A 22,945-nucleotide genomic window follows, 5' to 3' on the forward strand; every position below is an offset into this window, starting at 1 on the left:
TCCTGATTCAGGGATCTCGCGATGAAACTTGTAGCCCAGGGCTCAACCCTCGATCTCACCCACCCGCACGTGATGGGTATCCTTAACGTTACGCCAGACTCCTTCTCCGACGGCGGGGCGCACAATTCGCTGGTAGACGCAGTGAAGCACGCCAATCTGATGATTAATGCCGGCGCGACTATCATTGATATCGGCGGCGAATCGACGCGTCCTGGGGCGCTGGATGTTAGCGTTGAGGAAGAGCTGGCGCGCGTGATCCCGGTTGTGGAAGCCATTGCTCAGCGCTTTGAGGTGTGGATTTCGGTCGATACGTCGAAGCCTGAAGTGATCCGTGAAGCCGCACAGGTAGGGGCGCATATCATCAACGATATCCGTTCGCTAACGGAGCCAGGCGCGCTGGAAGCGGCGGCAGAAACCGGTCTGCCGGTGTGCCTGATGCATATGCAAGGGCAGCCGAAAACCATGCAGGCTGCGCCGAAGTACGAAGACGTCTTCACCGATGTGACCCGCTTTTTCACAGAGCATATTGTGCGCTGCGAGCGGGCTGGGATCGCAAAAGATAAATTGTTGCTCGACCCAGGATTCGGTTTCGGTAAAAATCTTTCCCATAATTATGAGCTGCTTGCTCGACTCGGTGAGTTCCATCATTTTGGTCTCCCGCTGTTGGTAGGCATGTCGCGTAAGTCGATGGTCGGCCAGTTACTGAACGTTGGGCCGACGGAGCGCCTCAGCGGTAGCCTGGCTTGCGCAGTAATTGCGGCGATGCAGGGCGCGCAGATAGTTCGCGTCCATGACGTCAAAGAAACGGTAGAAGCGCTGCGCGTGGTGGAAGCCACACTGGCCACAAAGGAAAATAAACGTTATGAGTAACCGTAAGTATTTTGGCACCGATGGTATCCGTGGCCGCGTTGGCGATGCGCCAATTACGCCGGAATTTGTGCTTAAACTGGGCTGGGCTGCAGGAAAAGTTCTCGCGCGTCACGGTTCGCGTAAAATCATTATCGGTAAAGATACCCGCATCTCTGGCTATATGCTGGAGTCGGCCCTCGAAGCAGGCCTGGCCGCTGCCGGTCTCTCCGCCTCATTCACTGGCCCAATGCCAACGCCGGCGGTGGCTTATCTGACCCGTGCTTTCCGCGCGGAGGCCGGGATCGTCATTTCAGCGTCGCATAACCCTTTCTACGATAACGGTATCAAGTTCTTTTCTATTGAAGGCACTAAGCTGCCGGATAACGTCGAAGAAGCGATTGAAGCCGAGATGGAGAAAGAGCTGACCTGCGTCGATTCCGCTGAACTAGGCAAAGCCAGCCGGATTGTCGATGCGGCCGGCCGCTACATCGAGTTCTGCAAAGGCACTTTCCCGAATGAGCTGAGCCTGAACGAGCTGAAGGTGGTTGTCGACTGCGCCCACGGCGCGACCTACCACATTGCGCCTAACGTCTTCCGCGAGCTCGGGGCACAGGTTATTGCCATGGGCTGTGAGCCCAACGGCCTTAATATCAACGAAGAGGTCGGAGCCACCGACGTGCGGGCCCTACAGGCTCGGGTGCTGGCGGAAAAGGCCGATTTGGGCATTGCCTACGACGGCGATGGTGACCGCGTCATTATGGTCGACCATGAAGGCAATAAGGTCGATGGCGACCAGATTCTTTACATCATTGCCCGCGAAGGCCTGCGTCAGGGTCAGCTGCGCGGCGGCGCCGTGGGCACGCTAATGAGCAATATGGGACTGGAGCTGGCGCTCAAACAGCTGGGCATCCCGTTTGCTCGCGCAAAAGTGGGCGACCGCTATGTGCTGGAGAAAATGCAGGAGAAAGGCTGGCGTATTGGCGCCGAAAACTCCGGCCACGTTATCCTGCTGGATAAGACGACCACCGGAGACGGCATTGTTGCAAGCCTGCAGGTCGTTGCCGCGATGGTACGTAACCATATGAGCCTGCACGATCTGTGCAGCGGCATGAAGATGTTCCCGCAGATTCTGGTCAACGTGCGCTTTACCGATAACAACAGCAACCCGCTCGAGCATGAGAGCGTAAAAGCGGTCGCCGCTGAGGTTGAGGCCGCATTAGGTAAACGTGGCCGGGTGCTGTTACGTAAATCCGGCACCGAGCCGCTGATTCGCGTGATGGTTGAAGGCGAGCACGAAGAGCAGGTGCACGAATTCGCTCACCGCATCGCTGATGCGGTTAAAAACGCATAGCTTGTGGCGCTAAGTGATTAAAAAGGCGGCGCTTGCCGCTTTTTTAATTGCCAGCAAACGGTTTTTTGCTGTTTTTTTCTGCAGTTGATACAATGCGTCGAAATTGCCCTTGCGAAGGTCATTCGCTTTGGTTAGTATTCACACCCGCTTCAGTGGGAAACGTTAATGCGTCCCGCTTTATTGGTCGAAGCAATTGGTATGCGGCGAATCCGCAAGGAACAGGTTGATTATGCAAGAAGCTCTTTTAGTTGTTTTCCTTATTGTGGCGATTGGCCTTGTTGGTCTGATCATGCTGCAGCAAGGTAAAGGCGCTGATATGGGAGCCTCGTTCGGAGCAGGCGCTTCCGGCACGTTGTTCGGTTCCAGCGGTTCTGGTAACTTCATGACCCGCATGACCGGTATCCTGGCTGCGTTGTTCTTCATCATTAGTTTGGTGCTGGGCAATATCAACAGCAACAAGACCAGTAAAGGAAGTGAGTGGGATAATCTGAGCGCGCCGAAATCCGAGCAGACTCAGCCAGCAGCGCCGGCGCAGCCGAGCAGCGATATCCCGCACTGATAAGTAGTATCTGTACCGAGGTGGTGGAATTGGTAGACACGCTACCTTGAGGTGGTAGTGCCCTAACGGGCTTGTGGGTTCGAGTCCCATCCTCGGTACCAATATTCCAAAAAAAGACGCTGAAAAGCGTCTTTTTTTGCCTTAAATCGACGGCTGTTTATTTATAAATAACTCTCCGCTGGCCTTGATCCCATCCAGGTCGCTAAAGTCGCGCTCATCTATTTATCAGAGGTGAGTAACGCAATGAAGCATTTCAGGCTGTTTATCCTTGCCGGCGTGCTGTGCTTGTCCGGATGTAGTACGACACCAGCGGCGGATCCGGTAGCGACTATTAATGCGCTGGCGGTACCGGTAATGCATAGCGACGTTCAGCCCACGGGACAAAACACTCAGTCAATTACCCGCTGCTTTCAGGATAACTCGGTGCTGATTGGCAGCCTTAGCCGGTCATTAAAAGACAACTATCTGCAGGATGTGGAGAGAAAGGATATCTTCGATAAGGATAGCGATGCCTATCACGTCTACAGCGCGCTCACCAGGCTCGAACAGATGTCGGCGATGAATGAGGTCTACCGCAAAGAAAATAATATTGCCGGGCTAGAAGAGATTAATAAGGTACTGAAGGCCGTTCCCCTGGCGACGTAAGTGAGGGATTGCCGGACGGCAACCCCTGCTGATAACGATCAGAAGCGGAAGTTGAAGCCGGCGTAGGCGCCGTCGGCCAGCGTATTGTCACGATGGCTGTCTTTGCCCGCCATATCCATATAGCGATAACCCGCTTCGATACTCAGTGACTTAATGACGTTTATTCGCACACCCGCGTTAGCTTCAACGTAGTCGTCTACGCCGCTGGACATGGAGTCCGGAGAGTAATAGGCCTCCCCGAAGAGAGTGAAGAAATCGCCGAGCGGTAATTGTGCCCCGCCGCCAAGCGCGATGGCGTACCCCTCATTGCTGTCCTGTGGATTCAGGTAGAGCGCTTTGCCCCCCATGGTCAGCAGAAACGGGCCGAGGTCAAAGTTATAGCCCATACCTAACCCTGCGATATCCCCATCGTTATCGCTATGCGCCCAGCTGCCGTTGAAGGTCATGCCCGGATCGTCTGCGTTAAAGCTGGCGGAAAGATGAGTAAACTCTTCCCCCGCCTCGCCGTGGAGGTTAACCGATGCACTAGCGGCGCCGCTGGCGCAGAGCGCCGCGACGAGCAGAACTGATTTTGACGTGAACATGCTCATTGTAAATTCCTTCAGGTAAAAAAATACCCGACACGAGCGTTCGGGCAAATAAGTAGCGAGTTTGGGTTCTAATCGCCGTTGGCCGCAGAGCTAAACGGCAGCCGTTATCGCGCCACGCAGAGCGACACGCTTGGCGTGAGTGCTGATGTGGGCAGCGGAGTCGGGTGAACAGCAGGGTTGGGTGCTGACGCGTTTGACCTCAGATAATGCAGAGGCAAAAGCAGCCGGCACAGCGCGGGTATTTAATGCGAACGCTGGCGGAAGAGCTGTCTTCATTTCTGGGCCTGTTGTTTGGTTTTTAACGCACATTTTTCAGTGCGATAAATACAGGTGCCCAGAATAAAATTATTTATCGCTTGCCGTTATCATTTGTTTGTTTAAATTTAAATTGCATCCAGCACCCTGGCAGCCGGTTCAGCAATACATCAGCGATAAGCACAGGCACGGTTGCTTAGAATTTCTCAGGTAGCGTGTTCACGCTTTGCAAATAACCACCGCGGGCGAATTCAATATATCCGCCTTTTTTTAACGCTGACAGCACGTTCAGAATACTGCTGCGCGAAAGAAGGGTTCGGTCCTGAATATATTCCAGAATAGATACGCGTAGCCGCGTTTCATCAGGCATAAGAAGCATCTCCATCAGATGATTGCGGATGACCGAGTAGGTTCGCTGCTGCAGGACCAAATCGTCCCGATAAACCAGATACGAGGTATGGTATGCGAGCAGGCTGGTAACCTCTTCCCACAGGCTGTGCTCCCGGAACAGCTGGATGGCGCGATCGCTATCGATACGTAAAACATCGGAAGGGATCTCCGCCCGTAGCCCGTGGCTCCGGCTAGGCTGGAGCATTTCCGCGACGCCAAAGAGATGCGGTTCATAGACGGTAACGATGAGTAATTTATCAGATGAACGGATAACTGACAGCTCGCCCTTTTTAAAAAGATAGAGCTGAGTTTTGCCTTTATAGTCGCTGGTCAGTCTTTTTCTCGCAATCACATTCATTGGCGTGGCGTAAGGTTCAAGCGTCTCCAGCAGGCGATCGATATCCCGCTGTGGTCTGACCGGGGGTTTTATATTCATTGGGGCCTCACATCGGAAAGGGCAAATCTATGCGGAAGATTATAGACAATAATTATTAGATACCGCGACCGGTAAAATTATGGGCCGCAGGTTTTAGGGGGCGCAATTCTGACGAAAGAAAAAAGCCGACGGATTAGCGTCGGCTGAAAGAGTAGATGAAAATAGATTATTTGTCTCTATTTTCCAAATTCTCAACCTGCGGCAGACCGGTGGTTGAAGACGCGGTGAGCAGGCCGGATTGTGCGTAACCGAACAGCTTATCGCGGGTATCGGTGATATCCAGATTACGCATGGTCAGCTGGCCAATACGGTCTTCTGCGGAGAACATTGAATCTCCTTTCTCCATTGTCAGACGCTCTGCTTTATAGGTCAGATTGTCGGAGACGGTGTTCAGAATGGAGTAATCATTACCGCGACGCAGCTCCAGCGTCACCTCACCGGTAATCGCGCTCGCCACCCAACGCTGCAGCGCATCACGCAGCATCAGCGCCTGAGAGTCAAACCAGCGTCCCTGATACAGCAGGCGACCCAGCTGGCGCCCGTGGGCGTGGTACTGCTCAATGGTATCTTCGTTATGGATGCCGGTCAGCAGACGCTCATAGGCAATGTGCAGCAGCGCCATGCCCGGTGCTTCATAGATGCCGCGGCTTTTTGCTTCGATGATACGGTTTTCAATCTGGTCGCTCATGCCAAGCCCGTGGCGACCGCCGATGCGGTTTGCTTCCAGCATCAGCTCCACGTCATCGCTGAAGGTTTGGCCGTTGAGCGCGACCGGATGGCCCTGCTCAAAGCGAATGGTCACTTCTTCTGCCGGGATCTTCACGCTCTCATCCCAGAACTTAACCCCCATGATCGGGGTGACGATTTTGACGCTGGAGTTCAGGAATTCCAGGTCCTTCGCTTCGTGGGTTGCGCCCAGCATGTTGGAGTCAGTGGAGTAGGCTTTCTCAACGGACATTTTGTAGTCAAAACCGCAGGCAATCATAAACTCGGACATTTCCTGACGCCCGCCAAGCTCATCGATAAAGTCGCTATCCAGCCACGGTTTGTAAATTTTCAGCTCAGCGTTGGTCAGCAGGCCGTAACGATAGAAGCGCTCAATATCGTTGCCTTTATAAGTACTGCCGTCACCCCAGATGTTAACGCCATCTTCTTTCATCGCGGCAACCAGCATGGTGCCGGTAACGGCACGACCGAGCGGGGTGGTGTTAAAATAGGTCAGGCCGCCGGTGGTGTTATGGAATGCGCCGCACTGGATAGCGGCAATACCTTCAGCAACCAGCTGTTTACGGCAGTCGATCAGACGAGCGCCCTCGGCACCGTACTCTTTGGCGCGGCGAGGAATAGCATCGTAATCCTCTTCGTCCGGCTGGCCCAGGTTAGCGGTATAGGCGTAAGGTACCGCGCCTTTTTTACGCATCCACAGCAGGGCGGCGCTGGTATCCAGTCCACCAGAGAAAGCGATACCAATACGTTGACCAATCGGGAGATGCTTAAGAATCGTCGTCATAAAATAAAACCCTGCTAGATAGACTGTTGTGAGTTCGGTTTACCAGGTCCAGAACCTGTCCCATTTGACTATTCCGTTTGCCATTGAGGTTCAGGGTCATGCTTGAAAACCTTTATGTATAACCATACACGCCGGTCTTCTCGCGCTCTCCATGCCAAGGTGGCGTAAAAATCACGTCAAATGGGATATGTCCCTATTGCATGTTTATGCACTAATAGTGAGTTTTCATTTAATCATCTTTTATGGATGACAGGAAGTGATTCATTGTTTTTTTGCTAAAAAAGGGCGAAATGCCAGCATAAACGGTAACCGGGCAATGTGAAAAACATGTTGACAAAATATAGGGTTTATCAATACACTTTACCACGATTTTATGTCCCGTCCTCGGTACCAAATCCCAGCAGTATTTGCGTCTTTTACTCAATAAGAGTAAAATATGCCACGTTTCAGGCGCGGGGTGGAGCAGCCTGGTAGCTCGTCGGGCTCATAACCCGAAGGTCGTCGGTTCAAATCCGGCCCCCGCAACCACTTTCCCTTTGAGTACTTTTTCAAATATACTGTGAGGACCTGGTCCTTCGTAGCCGAATTTGAAAGAATTCTCCTGGAAGTGTTCCAGATCGCAGTTGCGATCGCAGGGTTCAGTTATCTAAAACCCCGATTTATCGGGGTTTTTTGTTATCTGACTTCAGAATAACTGGGCTATACGCCCTTTTTTTATGTCTTGGGGGTGGGTTTGTCCACATTAGAGCAAAAATTAACAGAGATGCTCACTGCGCCGGTTGAAGCGCTTGGCTTTGAGCTGGTCGGCATCGAATTCGTTCGTGGTCGCACTTCCACACTGCGCATCTATATTGATAGTGACAATGGCATCAATGTTGATGATTGTGCTGATGTAAGCCACCAGGTCAGTGCTGTCATGGACGTCGAAGATCCGATCACCGTTGCTTATAACCTGGAAGTGTCTTCACCTGGTCTCGATCGCCCGATGTTTACCGCCGAACACTATGCGCGTTTTTCCGGTGAAGAAGTTGCGCTGGTACTGCGTATGGCGGTGCAAAATCGCCGCAAATGGCAGGGCGTTATCAAAGCGGTAGACGGTGAAATGATCACGGTAACCGTCGAAGGCAAAGATGAAGTGTTCGCGCTGAGTAACATCCAGAAGGCGAACCTGGTTCCCCACTTTTAACAGTCTGGATTGAGGTGAAAGGCCCCGATGAACAAAGAAATTTTGGCTGTTGTTGAAGCCGTTTCCAACGAAAAATCGCTGCCGCGCGAAAAGATTTTCGAAGCGCTGGAAAGTGCTCTGGCAACGGCAACAAAGAAAAAATACGAGCAAGAGATCGACGTGCGTGTGAGCATCGATCGTCGTAGCGGTGATTTTGACACCTTCCGTCGCTGGCTGGTCGTTGAAGAAGTTACCCAGCCGACTCGCGAAATTACGCTTGAAGCGGCGCGTTACGAAGACGAAAGCATGAATCCTGGTGACTTTGTCGAAGACCAGATTGAATCCGTCACCTTCGACCGTATCACCACGCAAACGGCAAAACAGGTTATTGTACAGAAAGTACGTGAAGCCGAACGCGCAATGGTTGTCGATCAGTTCCGCGAGCACGAAGGTGAAATCATCACCGGCGTGGTGAAAAAAGTGAACCGCGATAACATCACTCTGGATCTGGGCAGCAATGCTGAAGCCGTGATCCTGCGTGAAGATATGCTGCCGCGTGAAAACTTCCGTCCAGGCGACCGTATTCGCGGCGTTCTGTACGCGGTACGTCCGGAAGCGCGCGGCGCTCAGCTGTTCGTTACCCGTTCTAAGCCAGAAATGCTGATCGAACTGTTCCGCATTGAGGTGCCGGAAATCGGTGAAGAAGTTCTCGAGATTAAAGCTGCCGCTCGCGATCCGGGTTCTCGTGCGAAAATCGCGGTGAAAACCAACGATAAGCGTATCGATCCGGTTGGCGCCTGTGTCGGCATGCGCGGTGCGCGCGTTCAGGCGGTTTCTACCGAACTGGGCGGCGAGCGTATCGATATCGTCCTGTGGGATGATAACCCGGCGCAGTTCGTGATTAACGCGATGGCTCCGGCTGACGTGGCGTCTATCGTGGTGGATGAAGACAAGCACACCATGGATATCGCCGTTGAAGCGGGCAATCTGGCGCAGGCGATCGGCCGTAACGGTCAGAACGTGCGTCTGGCATCGCAGCTGAGCGGCTGGGAACTCAACGTAATGACCGTTGATGACCTGCAGGCTAAGCACCAGGCTGAAGCCCATGCGGCGATCGATACTTTTACTAAGTATCTTGATATTGATGAAGATTTCGCCACGATGCTGGTTGAAGAAGGTTTCGCCACTCTGGAAGAACTGGCCTATGTGCCGGTGAAAGAACTGCTGGAAATCGACGGTCTGGATGAAGCCACCGTTGAAGCACTTCGTGAGCGTGCGAAAAATGCGCTGACCACGTTGGCGCTGGCTCAGGAAGAAAGCCTGGGAGACACCAAACCTGCCGATGATTTACTGAATTTGGAAGGTCTGGAACGTCTGATGGCTTTCAAACTGGCTGCCCGTGGCGTTTGTACGCTGGAAGATCTCGCCGAGCAGGGCATTGATGATCTGGCTGATATCGAAGGCTTGACCGACGAAAAAGCCGGAGAGCTCATCATGGCCGCCCGTAATATTTGTTGGTTCGGCGACGAAGCGTAATAAACTGTAGCAGGAAGGAACAGCATGACAGATGTGACCATTAAAGCGCTGGCCTCAGAGATTCAGACCTCTGTGGATCGCCTGATACAGCAATTTGCTGATGCAGGGATCCGCAAATCGGTCGATGACTCTGTGACCGCGCAAGAGAAGCAAACCTTGTTGACGCACCTGAACCGTGAACACGGCTCGGCGCCCGACAAGCTGACGCTGCAGCGCAAAACGCGCAGCACGTTAAATATTCCAGGTACCGGTGGAAAGAGCAAATCGGTACAAATCGAAGTCCGCAAGAAACGCACCTTTGTGAAACGCGATCCGCAAGAGGCAGAACGCCTTGCCGCGGAAGAGCAGGCGCAGCGTGAAGCGGAAGAGCAGGCCCATCGTGAAGCTGAAGAAACGGCTAAGCGAGAGGCGCAATTAAAAGCTGAACGTGAGGCCGCAGAACAAGCTAAACGTGAAGTCGCTGATAAAGCGAAACGTGAAGCTGCGGAAAAAGACAAAGTGAGCAATCAACAAACCGACGAAATGACAAAAAACGCCCAGGCTGAAAAGAGCCGCCGTGAAAACGAAGCTGCAGAGCTGAAGCGTAAATCGGAAGAAGAAGCACGTCGCAAGCTTGAAGAAGAAGCGCGCCGCGTGGCGGACGATGCACGCCGTATGGCCGCAGAAAACGAAAAGAACTGGACCGAAACCCCAGAAACGCCTGTTGAAGAAACCTCTGACTATCACGTGACCACGTCTCAGCATGCCCGTCAGGCAGAAGACGACAACGACCGTGAAGTTGAAGGCGGTCGTGGCCGTGGCCGTAACGCCAAAGCAGCACGTCCTCAGAAGAAAGGCAACAAGCACGCTGAATCCAAAGCCGATCGCGAAGAAGCCCGTGCGGCAGTACGCGGTGGTAAAGGCGGCAAGCGTAAAGGTTCTTCTCTGCAGCAGGGCTTCCAGAAGCCGGCTCAGGCCGTGAACCGTGACGTTATCATTGGCGAAACCATCACCGTTGGCGATCTGGCTAACAAGATGGCGGTCAAAGGCTCTCAGGTCATCAAAGCGATGATGAAGCTGGGCGCAATGGCGACCATCAACCAGGTCATCGACCAGGAAACCGCACAGCTGGTTGCCGAAGAGATGGGCCACAAGGTTATCCTGCGTCGTGAGAACGAGCTGGAAGAAGCGGTAATGAGCGACCGTGATACCGGCGCTGCGGCAGAAGCCCGTGCACCGGTTGTGACCATCATGGGTCACGTTGACCACGGTAAAACCTCGCTGCTCGACTATATCCGTTCAACCAAAGTAGCGTCCGGCGAAGCGGGTGGTATTACCCAGCACATCGGTGCGTACCACGTTGAAACTGAAAACGGCATGATCACCTTCCTGGATACCCCGGGCCACGCCGCGTTCACCTCAATGCGTGCTCGTGGTGCTCAGGCTACGGATATCGTTGTTCTGGTTGTTGCCGCGGACGATGGCGTGATGCCGCAGACTATCGAAGCTATCCAGCATGCGAAAGCAGCGCAGGTGCCGGTGGTTGTTGCGGTCAACAAAATCGATAAGCCAGAAGCGGATATGGATCGTGTTAAAACCGAACTGTCTCAGTACGGCGTGATGCCGGAAGAGTGGGGCGGCGAGTCGCAGTTCATCCCTGTTTCTGCGAAAGCCGGTACCGGTATCGACGATCTGCTGAACGCCATCCTGCTGCAGGCTGAAGTTCTGGAGCTGAAGGCCGTTCGTAACGGTATGGCAAGCGGTGCGGTTATCGAATCCTTCCTGGATAAAGGTCGCGGTCCGGTTGCTACCGTTCTGGTACGTGAAGGTACTCTGAACAAGGGCGATATCGTTCTGTGTGGCTTCGAATACGGCCGCGTTCGTGCAATGCGTAACGAACTGGGTCAGGAAGTGCTGGAAGCAGGTCCGTCTATTCCGGTTGAGATCCTCGGCCTGTCCGGCGTTCCGGCAGCGGGTGATGAAGTGACCGTCGTTCGTGACGAGAAAAAAGCGCGTGAAGTTGCGCTCTATCGTCAGGGCAAATTCCGCGAAGTCAAACTGGCGCGTCAGCAGAAGTCTAAGCTTGAGAACATGTTCGCTAACATGACCGAAGGCGAAGTTCACGAAGTGAACGTAGTACTGAAAGCGGACGTTCAGGGCTCTGTGGAAGCAATCTCTGACTCTTTACTGAAGCTGTCCACCGACGAAGTCAAAGTGAAGATCATTGGTTCTGGCGTAGGTGGTATCACCGAAACCGACGCGACCCTGGCTGCGGCATCCAACGCTATCCTGGTTGGCTTCAACGTACGTGCTGATGCCTCTGCTCGTAAAGTGATTGAATCTGAAAGTCTGGATCTGCGCTACTACTCCGTCATCTATAACCTGATCGACGAAGTTAAAGCAGCAATGAGCGGCATGCTGTCTCCGGAACTGAAACAGCAGATCATTGGTCTGGCTGAAGTGCGTGATGTGTTCAAATCGCCGAAATTTGGCGCCATCGCGGGCTGTATGGTTACCGAAGGTACGATTAAGCGTCACAACCCAATCCGCGTACTGCGTGACAACGTGGTTATCTATGAAGGCGAGCTGGAATCCCTGCGCCGCTTCAAAGATGACGTTAACGAAGTCCGTAACGGCATGGAATGTGGTATCGGCGTTAAGAACTACAACGACGTTCGCGTTGGCGACATGATCGAAGTGTTCGAAATCATCGAGATCCAACGTACCATCGCGTAATCTTCGTCGACTGCTGGGCCGCAGCGCCTGTTGCTGCAGCCCAACATTGTCAGAAGATCGCTGAAGGTAAGCCGGGTTAGCGAAGCGCCACCCGGCAATAATTCTAAAAAGGGGCTTATAGCCCCTTTTTTGTCTTTATTCTGGAGAATTTATTATGGCGAAAGAATTTGGTCGCCCGCAGCGCGTAGCTCAGGAGATGCAAAAAGAGATTGCTATCATCCTGCAGCGCGAAATTAAAGATCCGCGCCTGGGCATGATGACTACCGTCTCAGGCGTAGAAATGTCCCGCGATCTGGCCTATGCCAAAGTGTTCGTGACGTTCCTGAACGACAAAGATGAAGCCGCTGTTAAGGCGGGTATTAAAGCGCTGCAGGAAGCATCCGGATTTATCCGCTCTCTGCTGGGTAAAGCGATGCGTCTGCGTATCGTGCCGGAACTGACCTTCTTCTACGACAACTCGCTGGTCGAAGGGATGCGCATGTCTAACCTGGTGACCAGCGTGGTGAAGCATGACGATGAGCGTCGTGTGAATCCGGACGACGTCAAGGAGGACTAATGAGTCGTCCTCGTCGTCGCGGCCGCGATGTGCACGGCGTGCTGTTGCTGGATAAACCCCAGGGGGCTTCCAGCAATGACGTACTGCAAAAAGTAAAACGTATTTATAACGCTAACCGGGCAGGGCACACCGGCGCGCTGGATCCGCTGGCAACCGGCATGCTGCCGATTTGCCTCGGAGAAGCGACCAAGTTTTCCCAGTACCTGCTCGATTCCGACAAGCGTTACCGCGTCATTGCCAAACTGGGTCAACGCACTGACACCTCTGATGCCGATGGCCAGGTTGTGGAAGAGCGCCAGCTGGCCTTTAGCGACGCTCAGCTGGCCTCTGCGCTGGAAGGCTTTCGCGGCGAGACTCAGCAGGTGCCCTCCATGTATTCGGCGCTGAAGTACCAGGGTAAAAAGCTGTATGAATATGCCCGTCAGGGAATTGACGTCCCGCGCGAAGCCCGGCCGATTACCGTCTACGAGCTGCTGTTTATTCGCCATGAAGGCGATGAGCTCGAGCTGGAAATCCACTGTTCAAAAGGGACCTATATTCGTACGATTATCGACGATTTAGGCGAAAAGCTAGGCTGCGGCGCGCACGTTATTTTCCTGCGCCGCCTGGCGGTCAGCAAGTATCCTGTTGAACGTATGGTGACGCTAGAACAGCTGCAGGCGCTGGTTGAACAGGCGCAAGAGCAGGATATTCCTGTCGCGCAGCTGCTCGACCCGCTGCTGATGCCGATGGACAGCCCGGCGTCGGATTATCCGTTGGTTAATATTCCCGAAACGTCGGCGGTATACTTTAAAAATGGTAATCCGGTCCGCACTTCTGGCGCGCCGAAGCAGGGTCTGGTTCGCGTAACGGAAGGTGAAGACGAGAAGTTTCTCGGCATGGGCGAGATTGATGACGAAGGCCGCGTGGCGCCGCGTCGTCTGGTCGTTGAATACCCTGTCTGAGGGCTGTTCTTGCGATAAAAGCTGGCTGCGAGTAGAATATCGCCGCCTGACGTCCGCAAAAATGTTTTAACATTTTCGGGCGTCGCATCAGGGGTTGCTGAATTAGAGATCGGCACCCTTTCTTTCTTTTAATTTTTGGAGTTCAAAATGTCTCTAAGCGTTGAAGCTAAAGCAAAAATCGTTTCTGAGTTTGGTCGTGGCGAAAACGACAGCGGTTCTACCGAAGTTCAGGTTGCACTGCTGACTGCCCAGATTAACCATCTGCAGGGTCACTTCTCCGAGCATAAAAAAGATCACCACAGCCGTCGTGGTCTGCTGCGCATGGTTTCCCAGCGTCGTAAACTGCTCGACTACCTGAAACGTAAAGATGTTGCACGTTACTCTTCGCTGATCGAGCGTCTGGGTCTGCGTCGCTAGTTCTGCGAGTTTCAGAAAAAGGGGCCTCAGGGCCCCTTTTTTCGACCAGGCGGCAGCAATTAGCTAAAAACTCATGTATTGTTGCTATTAATGATCTTCGTGCAGAGGTTCGCGCGGCTAATGAGAGGCTTCATCCGCAGGGGCGGGTAAAGGTTGTCATTAGTCGCGAGGATGCAGAAGATCGGGTCATCTGACGCTATATCCTCGATATAGCGTCACTTTTTGATAAAAGGATAGAATTTTGCTAAATCCGATCGTTCGTAAATTCCAGTACGGCCAACACACCGTAACCCTGGAAACCGGCATGATGGCCCGCCAGGCCACTGCTGCTGTCATGGTAAGCATGGATGACACCGCGGTATTCGTTACCGTTGTTGGCCAGAAGAAAGCGAAGCCAGGCCAGGACTTCTTCCCGCTGACCGTAAACTATCAAGAACGTACCTATGCAGCAGGTAAAATTCCGGGTGGTTTCTTCCGTCGTGAAGGCCGTCCAAGCGAAGGCGAAACCCTGATTGCGCGTCTGATTGACCGCCCGGTTCGTCCGCTGTTCCCGGAAGGTTTTGTTAACGAAGTTCAGGTTATTGCTACCGTTGTTTCCGTTAACCCGCAGGTTAACCCGGACATCGTTGCCATGATCGGTGCTTCCGCTGCGCTGTCCCTGTCCGGTATTCCGTTTAACGGTCCTATCGGCTCCGCGCGCGTTGGCTACATCAACGACCAGTACGTGCTGAACCCGACTCAGGATGAGCTGAAAGAAAGTAAGCTGGACCTGGTTGTTGCCGGTACCGAAGCTGCGGTCCTGATGGTTGAATCCGAAGCAGAACTGCTGAGCGAAGACCAGATGCTGGGCGCGGTGGTGTTCGGCCACGAGCAGCAGCAGATTGTTATTCAGACCATCAACGATCTGGTGAAAGAAGCGGGTAAACCGCGCTGGGAATGGCAGCCGGAAGTCGTAGACGCCGCGCTGAATGCCCGCGTTGCAGCCCTGGCTGAAGCTCGCCTGAGCGATGCTTACCGCATCACTGACAAACAAGAGCGCTATGCTCAGATTGGCGTGATCAAAGCTGAAACTATCGCCACGCTGACCGCTGAAGATGAAACCCTGGACGCTAACGAGCTGGGTGAAATTCTGCACGCTATCGAGAAAAATGCCGTTCGTAGCCGCGTACTGGCAGGCGAGCCGCGCATCGATGGCCGTGAAAAAGATATGATTCGTGGTCTGGACGTTCGTACCGGCGTACTGCCGCGTACCCACGGTTCTGCACTGTTCACCCGTGGCGAAACTCAGGCGCTGGTTACCGCGACCTTGGGCACCGCGCGTGACGCACAGAACATCGATGAGCTGATGGGTGACCGTACCGACTCCTTCCTGTTCCACTACAACTTCCCTCCGTACTCCGTAGGCGAGACCGGAATGGTAGGTTCACCGAAGCGTCGTGAAATTGGTCACGGTCGTCTGGCTAAGCGCGGCGTGCTGGCCGTGATGCCGACCACCGAAGAGTTCCCGTACACCGTTCGCGTGGTTTCTGAAATCACTGAATCTAACGGCTCTTCTTCCATGGCTTCCGTTTGCGGTGCCTCTCTGGCACTGATGGACGCCGGCGTGCCGATTAAAGCCTCCGTTGCGGGTATCGCGATGGGACTGGTGAAAGAAGGCGACAACTATGTCGTTCTCTCCGATATTCTGGGCGACGAAGATCACCTGGGCGATATGGACTTCAAAGTTGCGGGTTCCCGCGACGGTATCTCTGCTCTGCAGATGGATATCAAAATTGAAGGTATCACCAAAGAGATCATGCAGGTTGCGCTGAATCAAGCTAAAGGTGCGCGTCTGCACATCCTGGGCGTCATGGAGCAGGCGATTAACGCGCCGCGCGGCGACATCTCCGAATTCGCACCGCGTATCCACACCATCAAGATCAGCCCGGACAAGATCAAAGACGTTATCGGTAAGGGCGGCTCCGTAATCCGTGCGCTGACTGAAGAGACCGGCACCACCATCGAAATCGAAGATGACGGTACCGTGAAAATCGCAGCGACCGACGGCGACAAAGCGCAGCACGCGATTCGTCGTATCGAAGAGATTACCGCTGAGATCGAAGTTGGCCGTATCTACAATGGTAAAGTGACCCGTATCGTTGACTTTGGCGCATTCGTTGCCATCGGTGGCGGTAAAGAAGGTCTGGTGCATATTTCTCAGATCGCCGACAAGCGCGTAGAGAAAGTCACCGATTACCTGCAGATGGGTCAGGAAGTGCCGGTTAAGGTTCTGGAAGTTGACCGTCAGGGCCGCGTCCGTCTGAGCATCAAAGAAGCAACTGAGCAGACTCAGCCTGTCAGCGCACCGGAAGCTCCGGTCGCAGAGCAGGGCGAGTAAGGTTGCCGTTTGCCCTCCGCGTTTGCGGAGGGCGTATTACGGGCAGGACGCCTTGTTTGCAGCCGGGGAACTGGACGTTCATCCAATCGTTGTCTTCGGGAGTGGGAAATGAAGCCTTTTTTGCGCTGGTGTTTCGTGGCGACAGCTCTCACGCTGGCAGGATGCAGCAGCTCTGCCTGGCGTAAGGACGCAGTCCTCGCGGTGCCATTGCAACCGACTTTGCAGCAAGAAGTGATTCTGGCGCGCATGGAACAAATTCTTGCCAGTCGGGCTTTAACCGATGATGAACGCGCACAGCTTTTATATGAGCGCGGAGTGTTGTATGATAGTCTCGGTCTGAGGGCACTAGCGCGAAACGATTTTTCACAAGCGCTGGCAATCCGACCTGATATGCCCGAAGTATTCAACTACTTAGGCATATATTTAACGCAGGCAGGCAATTTTGATGCTGCCTATGAAGCGTTTGATTCTGTACTTGAGCTTGATCCAACTTATAACTACGCGCACTTAAATCGCGGCATCGCCCTGTATTACGGGGGTCGTGCTAAGTTAGCGCAAGATGATCTGCTGGCGTTTTATCAAGACGATCCCAATGATCCTTTCCGTAGCCTGTGGCTTTATCTCGCTGAGCGCAAACTCGACGAGAAGCAGGCGCTTGAAGCACTGAAACAGCGCTTCGACAAATCGGACAAAGAGCAATGGGGATGGAACATTGTCGAGTTCTACCTTAACGATATCAGCGAAAAAACGCTGATGGATCGTTTGAAGGCAGACGCAACGGATAACACCTCGCTCGCTGAGCATCTCAGTGAAACCAACTTCTATTTAGGTAAGTACTACCTAAGTCTGGGGGACAAGGACAGCGCTACGGCACTGTTCAAACTGGCGGTCGCAAACAACGTTCACAACTACGTTGAGCACCGATACGCATTGTTGGAATTATCGCTCTTGGGCCAGGAGCAAGATGACCTGGCAGAATCGGACCAGCAATAGCTGACGAACAAACATCAGCCCAAATTTTTATTGCCATCATCTTCACGGGTGAGGGCGTTGTTGTTCGTTAATACACCTACTTTGAGCCGGTTCACACTTTTCAATGAAAATTACTGTAAATTTTCACGTTGAGTTATGTAGACTGGCCGCCATTAATTTTGAGGCACACGTACTACATGGCTGAATTCGAAACCACTTTTGCAGATCTGGGCCTGAAGGCTCCTATCCTTGAAGCCCTTAACGATCTGGGTTACGAAAAACCATCTCCGATCCAGGCTGAATGCATTCCGCATCTTCTGGGCGGCCGCGATGTTCTGGGTATGGCCCAGACGGGTAGCGGTAAAACCGCAGCGTTCTCTTTACCGCTGCTGAACAATCTTGATCCTGAGCTCAAAGCACCGCAAATTCTGGTGCTGGCGCCGACCCGCGAACTGGCGGTACAGGTTGCTGAAGCGATGACGGACTTCTCTAAACATATGCGCGGCGTAAACGTGGTAGCCCTTTACGGCGGCCAGCGTTATGACGTGCAGCTGCGTGCTCTGCGCCAGGGACCACAAATCGTTGTCGGTACCCCGGGTCGTCTGCTTGACCACCTGAAGCGCGGTACTCTGGATCTCTCTAAGCTGAGCGGTCTGGTGCTGGATGAAGCTGACGAAATGCTGCGCATGGGCTTCATCGAAGACGTAGAAACGATTATGGCTCAGATCCCGGAAGGTCATCAGACCGCTCTGTTCTCTGCCACTATGCCGGAAGCGATCCGCCGTATTACCCGCCGCTTTATGAAAGAGCCGCAGGAAGTGCGCATCCAGTCCAGCGTAACCACTCGCCCGGACATCAGCCAGAGCTACTGGACTGCTTACGGCATGCGTAAAAACGAAGCGCTGGTGCGTTTCCTGGAAGCGGAAGATTTTGATGCGGCGATTATCTTCGTTCGTACCAAAAACGCGACCCTGGAAGTGGCCGAAGCGCTGGAGCGTAGCGGCTATAACAGCGCCGCGCTGAACGGTGACATGAACCAGTCCCTGCGTGAGCAGACTCTGGAGCGTCTGAAAGATGGTCGTCTGGACATCCTGATTGCGACCGACGTTGCGGCCCGTGGCCTTGACGTTGAGCGTATCAGCCTGGTTGTTAACTACGACATCCCGATGGACTCCGAATCTTACGTTCACCGTATCGGCCGTACCGGTCGTGCAGGTCGTGCAGGCCGTGCGCTGCTGTTCGTTGAGAACCGCGAACGCCGTCTGCTGCGTAACATCGAACGTACCATGAAGCTGACCATTCCGGAAGTAGAGCTGCCAAACGCAGAGCTGCTGGGCAAACGCCGTCTGGAAAAATTCGCCGCTAAAGTTCAGCAGCAGCTGGAAAGCAGCGATCTGGATCAGTACCGTGCGCTGCTGACGAACATCAAGCCGTCCGCTGAAGGCGAAGAGCTGGATATCGAAACTCTGGCCGCAGCACTGCTGAAAATGGCTCAGGGCGAACGTCCTCTGATCCTGCCGCCGGATGCGCCGATGCGTGCTAAACGCGAATTCCGCGATCGCGACGATCGTTTCGAACGTCGTAATGACCGTAACGATCGCAATGACCGTGGCCCGCGTGGCGACCGTCCTGAGCGTAGCGGTGAAGATCGTCCTAAACGCGAGCGTCGTGACGTTGGTGATATGGAACTGTATCGCATTGAAGTGGGCCGCGACGATGGTGTTGAAGTTCGTCACATTGTTGGCGCTATCGCTAACGAAGGCGACATCAGCAGCCGTTACATCGGTAACATCAAGCTGTTCGGTACCCACTCAACGATCGAGCTGCCGAAAGGCATGCCGGGCGAAGTGCTGCAGCACTTTACTCGTACCCGTATCCTGAACAAGCCGATGAACATGCAGCTGATGGGCGATGCCCAGCCGCGCCCTGAGCGTAGCGGTGGCGAGCGTCGTGGCGGCGGTGAACGTCGTGAAGGCGGCCGTGCTTTCGGCGGTGAACGTCGTGAAGGCGGTCGTGGTTTCGGCGGTGAACGTCGCGAAGGCGGTCGTGGTGATGGTCGTCGTTTCAGCGGCGAACGTCGTGAAGGCCAGGCACCTCGTCGTGAAGGTCATGCTCCGCGCCGTGATGATTCAGCGCCGCGTCGCGAAGATTCCGCCCCGCGTCGGGATGACTCTTCAAGCCGTCGTCGTTTCGGTGGCGATGCGTAATTAGCATCCGCTAGCGTAAAGAAAATGATACAGCCCCGATCTTAACGATTGGGGCTTTTTTTATTTCAATTGTACTCGTGTACTGGTACAGTGCTGCACGCTAACGATGAGCAAAGTATTATTGACTGGAGATTAGGCTAAATGGCGACACTAACCACTACGGCATCGCGCCCGTCCTTAATTGGCGGCGTGGTGATTATCGGCGGAACCATTATTGGCGCGGGCATGTTCTCGCTGCCGGTGGTCATGTCCGGCGCGTGGTTCTTCTGGTCGCTGGCGGCTCTGGTTTTCACCTGGTTCTGCATGCTGCATTCCGGGCTGATGATTCTGGAAGCCAACCTGAATTACCGCATTGGCTCCAGCTTCGATACCATCACCAAAGATCTGCTCGGCAGAGGCTGGAACCTGATTAACGGCGTGTCGATTGCCTTCGTGCTCTATATCCTCACCTACGCCTACATCTCGGCCAGCGGCTCAATATTGCACCATACCTTTTCCGAGATGTCGCTCAACGTTCCGGCGCGGGCGGCAGGATTGGGCTTTGCCCTGCTGGTGGCGTTTGTCGTGTGGCTGAGCACCAGGGCGGTAAGCCGCATGACGGCGATTGTGCTGGGAGCAAAGGTCATTACGTTTTTCCTGACCTTCGGCAGCCTGCTGGGACACGTACAGCCGACGACGTTGTTCAACGTTGCCGAGCAAAACGCATCCTATATGCCGTACCTGCTGATGACGCTGCCGTTTTGCCTGGCATCCTTCGGCTATCACGGCAACGTCCCCAGCCTGATGAAGTACTACGGTAAAGATCCGCGCACCATTACGCGCTGCCTGGTTTACGGCACGCTGCTGGCGCTGGGGCTGTACGTTATCTGGCTGCTGGTGACGATGGGCAATATCCCGCGCGCGGAGTTTGTCGGCATCGCGCAGAAGGGCGGCAACATTGATGTCCTGGTGCAGGCGCTGAGCGGCGTGCTGAACAGCCGCAGCCTGGATCTGCTGCTGGTGGTGTTCTCAAACTTTGCGGTAGCCAGCTCGTTCCTCGGCGTGACGCTGGGGCTGTTTGATTATCTGGCAGACCTGTTCGGTTTCGATGACTCCGCGCTGGGGCGCTTTAAGACCGCGCTCCTGACCTTCGTACCGCCGGTTATCGGTGGCCTGCTGTGGCCGAACGGCTTCCTGTATGCCATCGGCTATGCGGGACTGGCGGCAACCATCTGGGCGGCAATCGTCCCGGCTCTGCTGGCTCGCGCATCGCGTAAGCGCTTCGGTAGCCCACAATTCCGCGTTTGGGGCGGAAAGCCGATGATTGCGCTGATTCTGCTATTCGGCGTCGGCAACGTTATCGTCCACTTCTTATCGAGCTTTAACGTTCTGCCGGTTTATCAATAACGACTTCGCTTCCCGGCCGGCATTACGCGCGGTCGGGAAGCGGGGCGGACGTTAACCCAACAGCTCCTCTTTCACCTGCATTGCCAGCTCAAACGAGTGCAGGCGCGCCTGATGATCGAAAATCTGGCCGTTAACCATCAGCTCATCGGCCTGAGTTTCGCGCAATATCGACTCCAGACCGTGACGGACCTTCGCCTTATCCCCGACCAGAGACATGCTCAACGCCTGCTGTACGCCGTATTGCTCGGAGGCAGACCACAGCTGATGCATATTCTCCACCGGCGGCGGCAGCTGGCCGGTTTCCCCCCGGCGTAGCTTAGCGAAAGCCTGCTGCATTGAGGTAAACAGGAACTCCGCATCGCGGTTACTGTCGGCGGCAACAATATTGATGCACACCATCGCATACGGTTTCTCCAGCCGCGCCGAGGGTTTGAAATGCGTGCGGTACAGGTGCAGGGCCTGGAACAGCATGTCTGGTGCAAAGTGCGAAGCGAAGGCAAACGGCAGGCCGAGCTGCGCCGCCAGCTGGGCGCTGTAGAGGCTGGATCCAAGCAGCCATACCGGGATCTGCTCCCCGTAGCCGGGCACCGGGCGCACGTGCGGATTCGGGTCACGGGCATCGAACCAGTCAACCAGCTCCGCAACATCGCGCGGGAAGTTATCGACGTCACCGCTCATGTGGCGGCGCAGCGCGCGCATGGTGGGCTGATCGCTACCCGGGGCGCGGCCAAGACCGAGGTCGATGCGGCCAGGATAGAGGGTATTCAGCGTGCCAAACTGCTCGGCAATCACCAGCGACGAGTGGTTGGGCAGCATCACGCCGCCGGAACCGAGGTGCAGAGTGCGGGTGTTGGCCGCCAGATAGCCGATAAGCACCGACGTCGCGGCGCTGGCAATACCGACCATATTGTGGTGCTCCGCCAGCCAGTAGCGGTGATAGCCGCGTTTTTCAGCCAGCTGCGCCAGGTCTAACGAATGGGAGAAGGCTTCTTTCGCCGAAGAACCTTGCGGGATCGGTGCCAGATCGAGCACCGAGAACGGAATAGATTTGTCAGTCATAAAGGCTCACTTTGCTACAGCATAGTCATCAGATTGAAGGTCTTCTTCCAGCCTGGCGCATCCGGGGCGCGCCGGCCAGAAAAGCTGCGGCTTCAATAGTGCATTAAAAAGTGACGATAGCTATTAACAAAGTGAGCGGTTTATCAGCTCTGTAGCTCCAGCCCGGCCAGCCGTTTCCAGTAGCCATTGCACTCGCTGTTGGCAGTGAGCGGCAGCGGCGAGGCGCCGTTTTCGTTTGCCCGGAAGGCATCGAGCGTGGCAAAGACGTTGTTATCCAGCGGCGACAGGCGAACCATATCGACCAGGCCGCGCATCGACGCCAGCTCGTTGCCGAGGTTATAGACGTATCCGCTCATGGTCTGAATGCCGTTGAGCACAAAGACCTGCTGGTTTTCCTGCGACAGCACGTCGCGGCCGTTGGGGTACTTGATGCAGCAGGTTTCGCACTCATCCTTCGGTTTGTCTTCCGAGCGGGCGGTAAAGCAGCGCGCGGAGTAGGCCAGCGGCAGGTGGCCATAGCTCAGGACTTCAACCTCGAACCGCTCGCGGATCCCCAGCTCTTCACACTGCGTCAGCAGGTTCATTAGCCAGTCGCGGGAAAGCTCGACCGGCATACACCAGCGCACCATTCCCTGCCTGAGCAGCAGGCGCAGGGTCACGGCGTTATAGCAGTTGAGCGCATGGCCGGCGACGAACGGCAGCTTGCGTTCAGCGCACATATTGACGACCCCCAGATCGCTGGCCTCAATCAAAAACTCACCGTTGTCGACGTAGCGTTTCAGCTCCCCCAGTTCAGAGGAGGCCTGCACCAGGGCGAGGGTCGAGAGGACCACCTGCTTGCCGCTGCTCGCCAGCATTCTTGCCATATCGATCCAGTCGCCGACTTTGGTCGCGCGGCGCTTGCTGCATACCGCTTCCCCGAGATAAATCGTGTCGGCGCTACAGCCTGCCGCCTGCTGATAAAAATCTTCCAGCGTCTCTTTTGGCCAGTAATACAGCACCGGCCCTAATGAATATTTCATCACG

20 protein-coding genes and 2 tRNA genes are annotated in these 22,945 nt (G+C 54.6%); 17 read left to right on the top strand and 5 right to left on the bottom strand.

Annotated features, from left to right (window positions below; all coding sequences use genetic code 11):
• The first annotated feature begins 21 nt into the window (after positions 1–21).
• The 5 genes from folP to EDF75_RS27140 all read left to right on the top strand — a co-directional run bounded on the left by folP (position 22) and on the right by EDF75_RS27140 (position 3,404).
• Positions 22–870, top strand: a complete 849-nt coding sequence (gene folP / locus EDF75_RS21645; protein WP_133600838.1) for a dihydropteroate synthase — start codon at positions 22–24, stop codon at positions 868–870.
• Entirely contained in the window at positions 863–2,200 is a 1,338-nt protein-coding gene (glmM, locus tag EDF75_RS21650) for a phosphoglucosamine mutase (RefSeq protein WP_133600839.1), read from the top strand. Before folP ends, glmM begins: the two co-directional genes overlap by 8 nt.
• Positions 2,201–2,429: 229 nt before the next feature.
• On the top strand, positions 2,430–2,759 hold the full coding sequence (gene secG / locus EDF75_RS21655) for a preprotein translocase subunit SecG (RefSeq protein ID WP_041147397.1): 330 nt from the start codon (positions 2,430–2,432) through the stop codon (positions 2,757–2,759).
• A gap of 14 nt (positions 2,760–2,773) precedes the next feature.
• Positions 2,774–2,860 (top strand) — tRNA-Leu (locus tag EDF75_RS21660).
• A 142-nt stretch (positions 2,861–3,002) separates the two neighbouring features.
• Entirely contained in the window at positions 3,003–3,404 is a 402-nt protein-coding gene (locus tag EDF75_RS27140) for a hypothetical protein (protein WP_166646226.1), read from the top strand.
• A 38-nt stretch (positions 3,405–3,442) separates the two neighbouring features.
• On the opposite strand, the gene EDF75_RS21670 is transcribed toward EDF75_RS27140, so the two are convergent.
• The 3 genes from EDF75_RS21670 to argG all read right to left on the bottom strand — a co-directional run bounded on the left by EDF75_RS21670 (position 3,443) and on the right by argG (position 6,585).
• Positions 3,443–3,994, bottom strand: a complete 552-nt coding sequence (locus EDF75_RS21670; RefSeq protein ID WP_133600840.1) for a YfaZ family outer membrane protein — start codon at positions 3,992–3,994, stop codon at positions 3,443–3,445.
• 451 nt (positions 3,995–4,445) lie between these two features.
• Positions 4,446–5,075, bottom strand: a complete 630-nt coding sequence (locus tag EDF75_RS21675) for a winged helix-turn-helix transcriptional regulator (protein ID WP_133600841.1) — start codon at positions 5,073–5,075, stop codon at positions 4,446–4,448.
• 166 nt (positions 5,076–5,241) lie between these two features.
• Entirely contained in the window at positions 5,242–6,585 is a 1,344-nt protein-coding gene (gene argG, locus EDF75_RS21680) for an argininosuccinate synthase (protein WP_076946560.1), read from the bottom strand.
• A gap of 451 nt (positions 6,586–7,036) precedes the next feature.
• On the opposite strand from argG, the gene EDF75_RS21685 reads away from it, so the two are divergent.
• From EDF75_RS21685 to mtr, 12 genes are all read left to right on the top strand, one after another.
• Positions 7,037–7,113: transfer RNA gene (locus tag EDF75_RS21685), tRNA-Met, on the top strand.
• Between the two features lie 205 nt (positions 7,114–7,318).
• Complete coding sequence (rimP, locus tag EDF75_RS21690; protein WP_072051836.1) at positions 7,319–7,771, top strand: ribosome maturation factor RimP; 453 nt, start codon at positions 7,319–7,321, stop codon at positions 7,769–7,771.
• 27 nt (positions 7,772–7,798) lie between these two features.
• Complete coding sequence (gene nusA, locus EDF75_RS21695) at positions 7,799–9,286, top strand: transcription termination factor NusA (RefSeq protein WP_045856615.1); 1,488 nt, start codon at positions 7,799–7,801, stop codon at positions 9,284–9,286.
• Positions 9,287–9,310: 24 nt separating this feature from the next.
• Positions 9,311–12,001, top strand: coding sequence for a translation initiation factor IF-2 (gene infB / locus EDF75_RS21700; RefSeq protein ID WP_133600842.1), 2,691 nt, complete (start codon positions 9,311–9,313; stop codon positions 11,999–12,001).
• 154 nt (positions 12,002–12,155) lie between these two features.
• Positions 12,156–12,557 carry a 30S ribosome-binding factor RbfA gene (gene rbfA / locus EDF75_RS21705; RefSeq protein ID WP_041147389.1) on the top strand — a complete coding sequence of 134 codons (402 nt, stop codon included), beginning with the start codon at positions 12,156–12,158 and terminating at the stop codon, positions 12,555–12,557.
• Positions 12,557–13,501 carry a tRNA pseudouridine(55) synthase TruB gene (gene truB, locus EDF75_RS21710; protein WP_133600843.1) on the top strand — a complete coding sequence of 315 codons (945 nt, stop codon included), beginning with the start codon at positions 12,557–12,559 and terminating at the stop codon, positions 13,499–13,501. Before rbfA ends, truB begins: the two co-directional genes overlap by 1 nt.
• 147 nt (positions 13,502–13,648) lie before the next feature.
• Positions 13,649–13,918 carry a 30S ribosomal protein S15 gene (gene rpsO, locus EDF75_RS21715; protein WP_004868066.1) on the top strand — a complete coding sequence of 90 codons (270 nt, stop codon included), beginning with the start codon at positions 13,649–13,651 and terminating at the stop codon, positions 13,916–13,918.
• A gap of 241 nt (positions 13,919–14,159) precedes the next feature.
• Positions 14,160–16,295 (top strand): polyribonucleotide nucleotidyltransferase, encoded by a 2,136-nt coding sequence (gene pnp / locus EDF75_RS21720; protein WP_045856622.1) that lies wholly within the window; start codon positions 14,160–14,162, stop codon positions 16,293–16,295.
• A 108-nt stretch (positions 16,296–16,403) separates the two neighbouring features.
• On the top strand, positions 16,404–17,288 hold the full coding sequence (gene nlpI, locus EDF75_RS21725; RefSeq protein WP_045856624.1) for a lipoprotein NlpI: 885 nt from the start codon (positions 16,404–16,406) through the stop codon (positions 17,286–17,288).
• A gap of 103 nt (positions 17,289–17,391) precedes the next feature.
• A complete protein-coding gene (gene yrbN / locus EDF75_RS21730; RefSeq protein ID WP_115191791.1) occupies positions 17,392–17,472 on the top strand; it encodes a protein YrbN in 81 nt (26 codons plus the stop codon).
• A complete protein-coding gene (locus EDF75_RS21735; protein WP_128877087.1) occupies positions 17,465–19,474 on the top strand; it encodes a DEAD/DEAH family ATP-dependent RNA helicase in 2,010 nt (669 codons plus the stop codon). The genes yrbN and EDF75_RS21735 overlap by 8 nt, the downstream gene beginning before the upstream one ends.
• A gap of 141 nt (positions 19,475–19,615) precedes the next feature.
• Positions 19,616–20,860, top strand: coding sequence for a tryptophan permease (gene mtr, locus EDF75_RS21740; protein ID WP_041147384.1), 1,245 nt, complete (start codon positions 19,616–19,618; stop codon positions 20,858–20,860).
• A gap of 51 nt (positions 20,861–20,911) precedes the next feature.
• Here the strand turns inward: mtr and EDF75_RS21745 are convergent, their stop codons facing one another.
• Both EDF75_RS21745 and EDF75_RS21750 read right to left on the bottom strand, forming a co-directional pair.
• Entirely contained in the window at positions 20,912–21,919 is a 1,008-nt protein-coding gene (locus EDF75_RS21745) for a luciferase-like monooxygenase (RefSeq protein WP_133600844.1), read from the bottom strand.
• A 143-nt stretch (positions 21,920–22,062) separates the two neighbouring features.
• Entirely contained in the window at positions 22,063–22,941 is an 879-nt protein-coding gene (locus EDF75_RS21750) for a U32 family peptidase (protein ID WP_133600845.1), read from the bottom strand.
• Positions 22,942–22,945 lie beyond the last annotated feature (4 nt).

It is taken from the genome of Klebsiella sp. BIGb0149 (genome assembly GCF_004362605.1).
GTDB lineage: Bacteria > Pseudomonadota > Gammaproteobacteria > Enterobacterales > Enterobacteriaceae > Klebsiella > Klebsiella terrigena.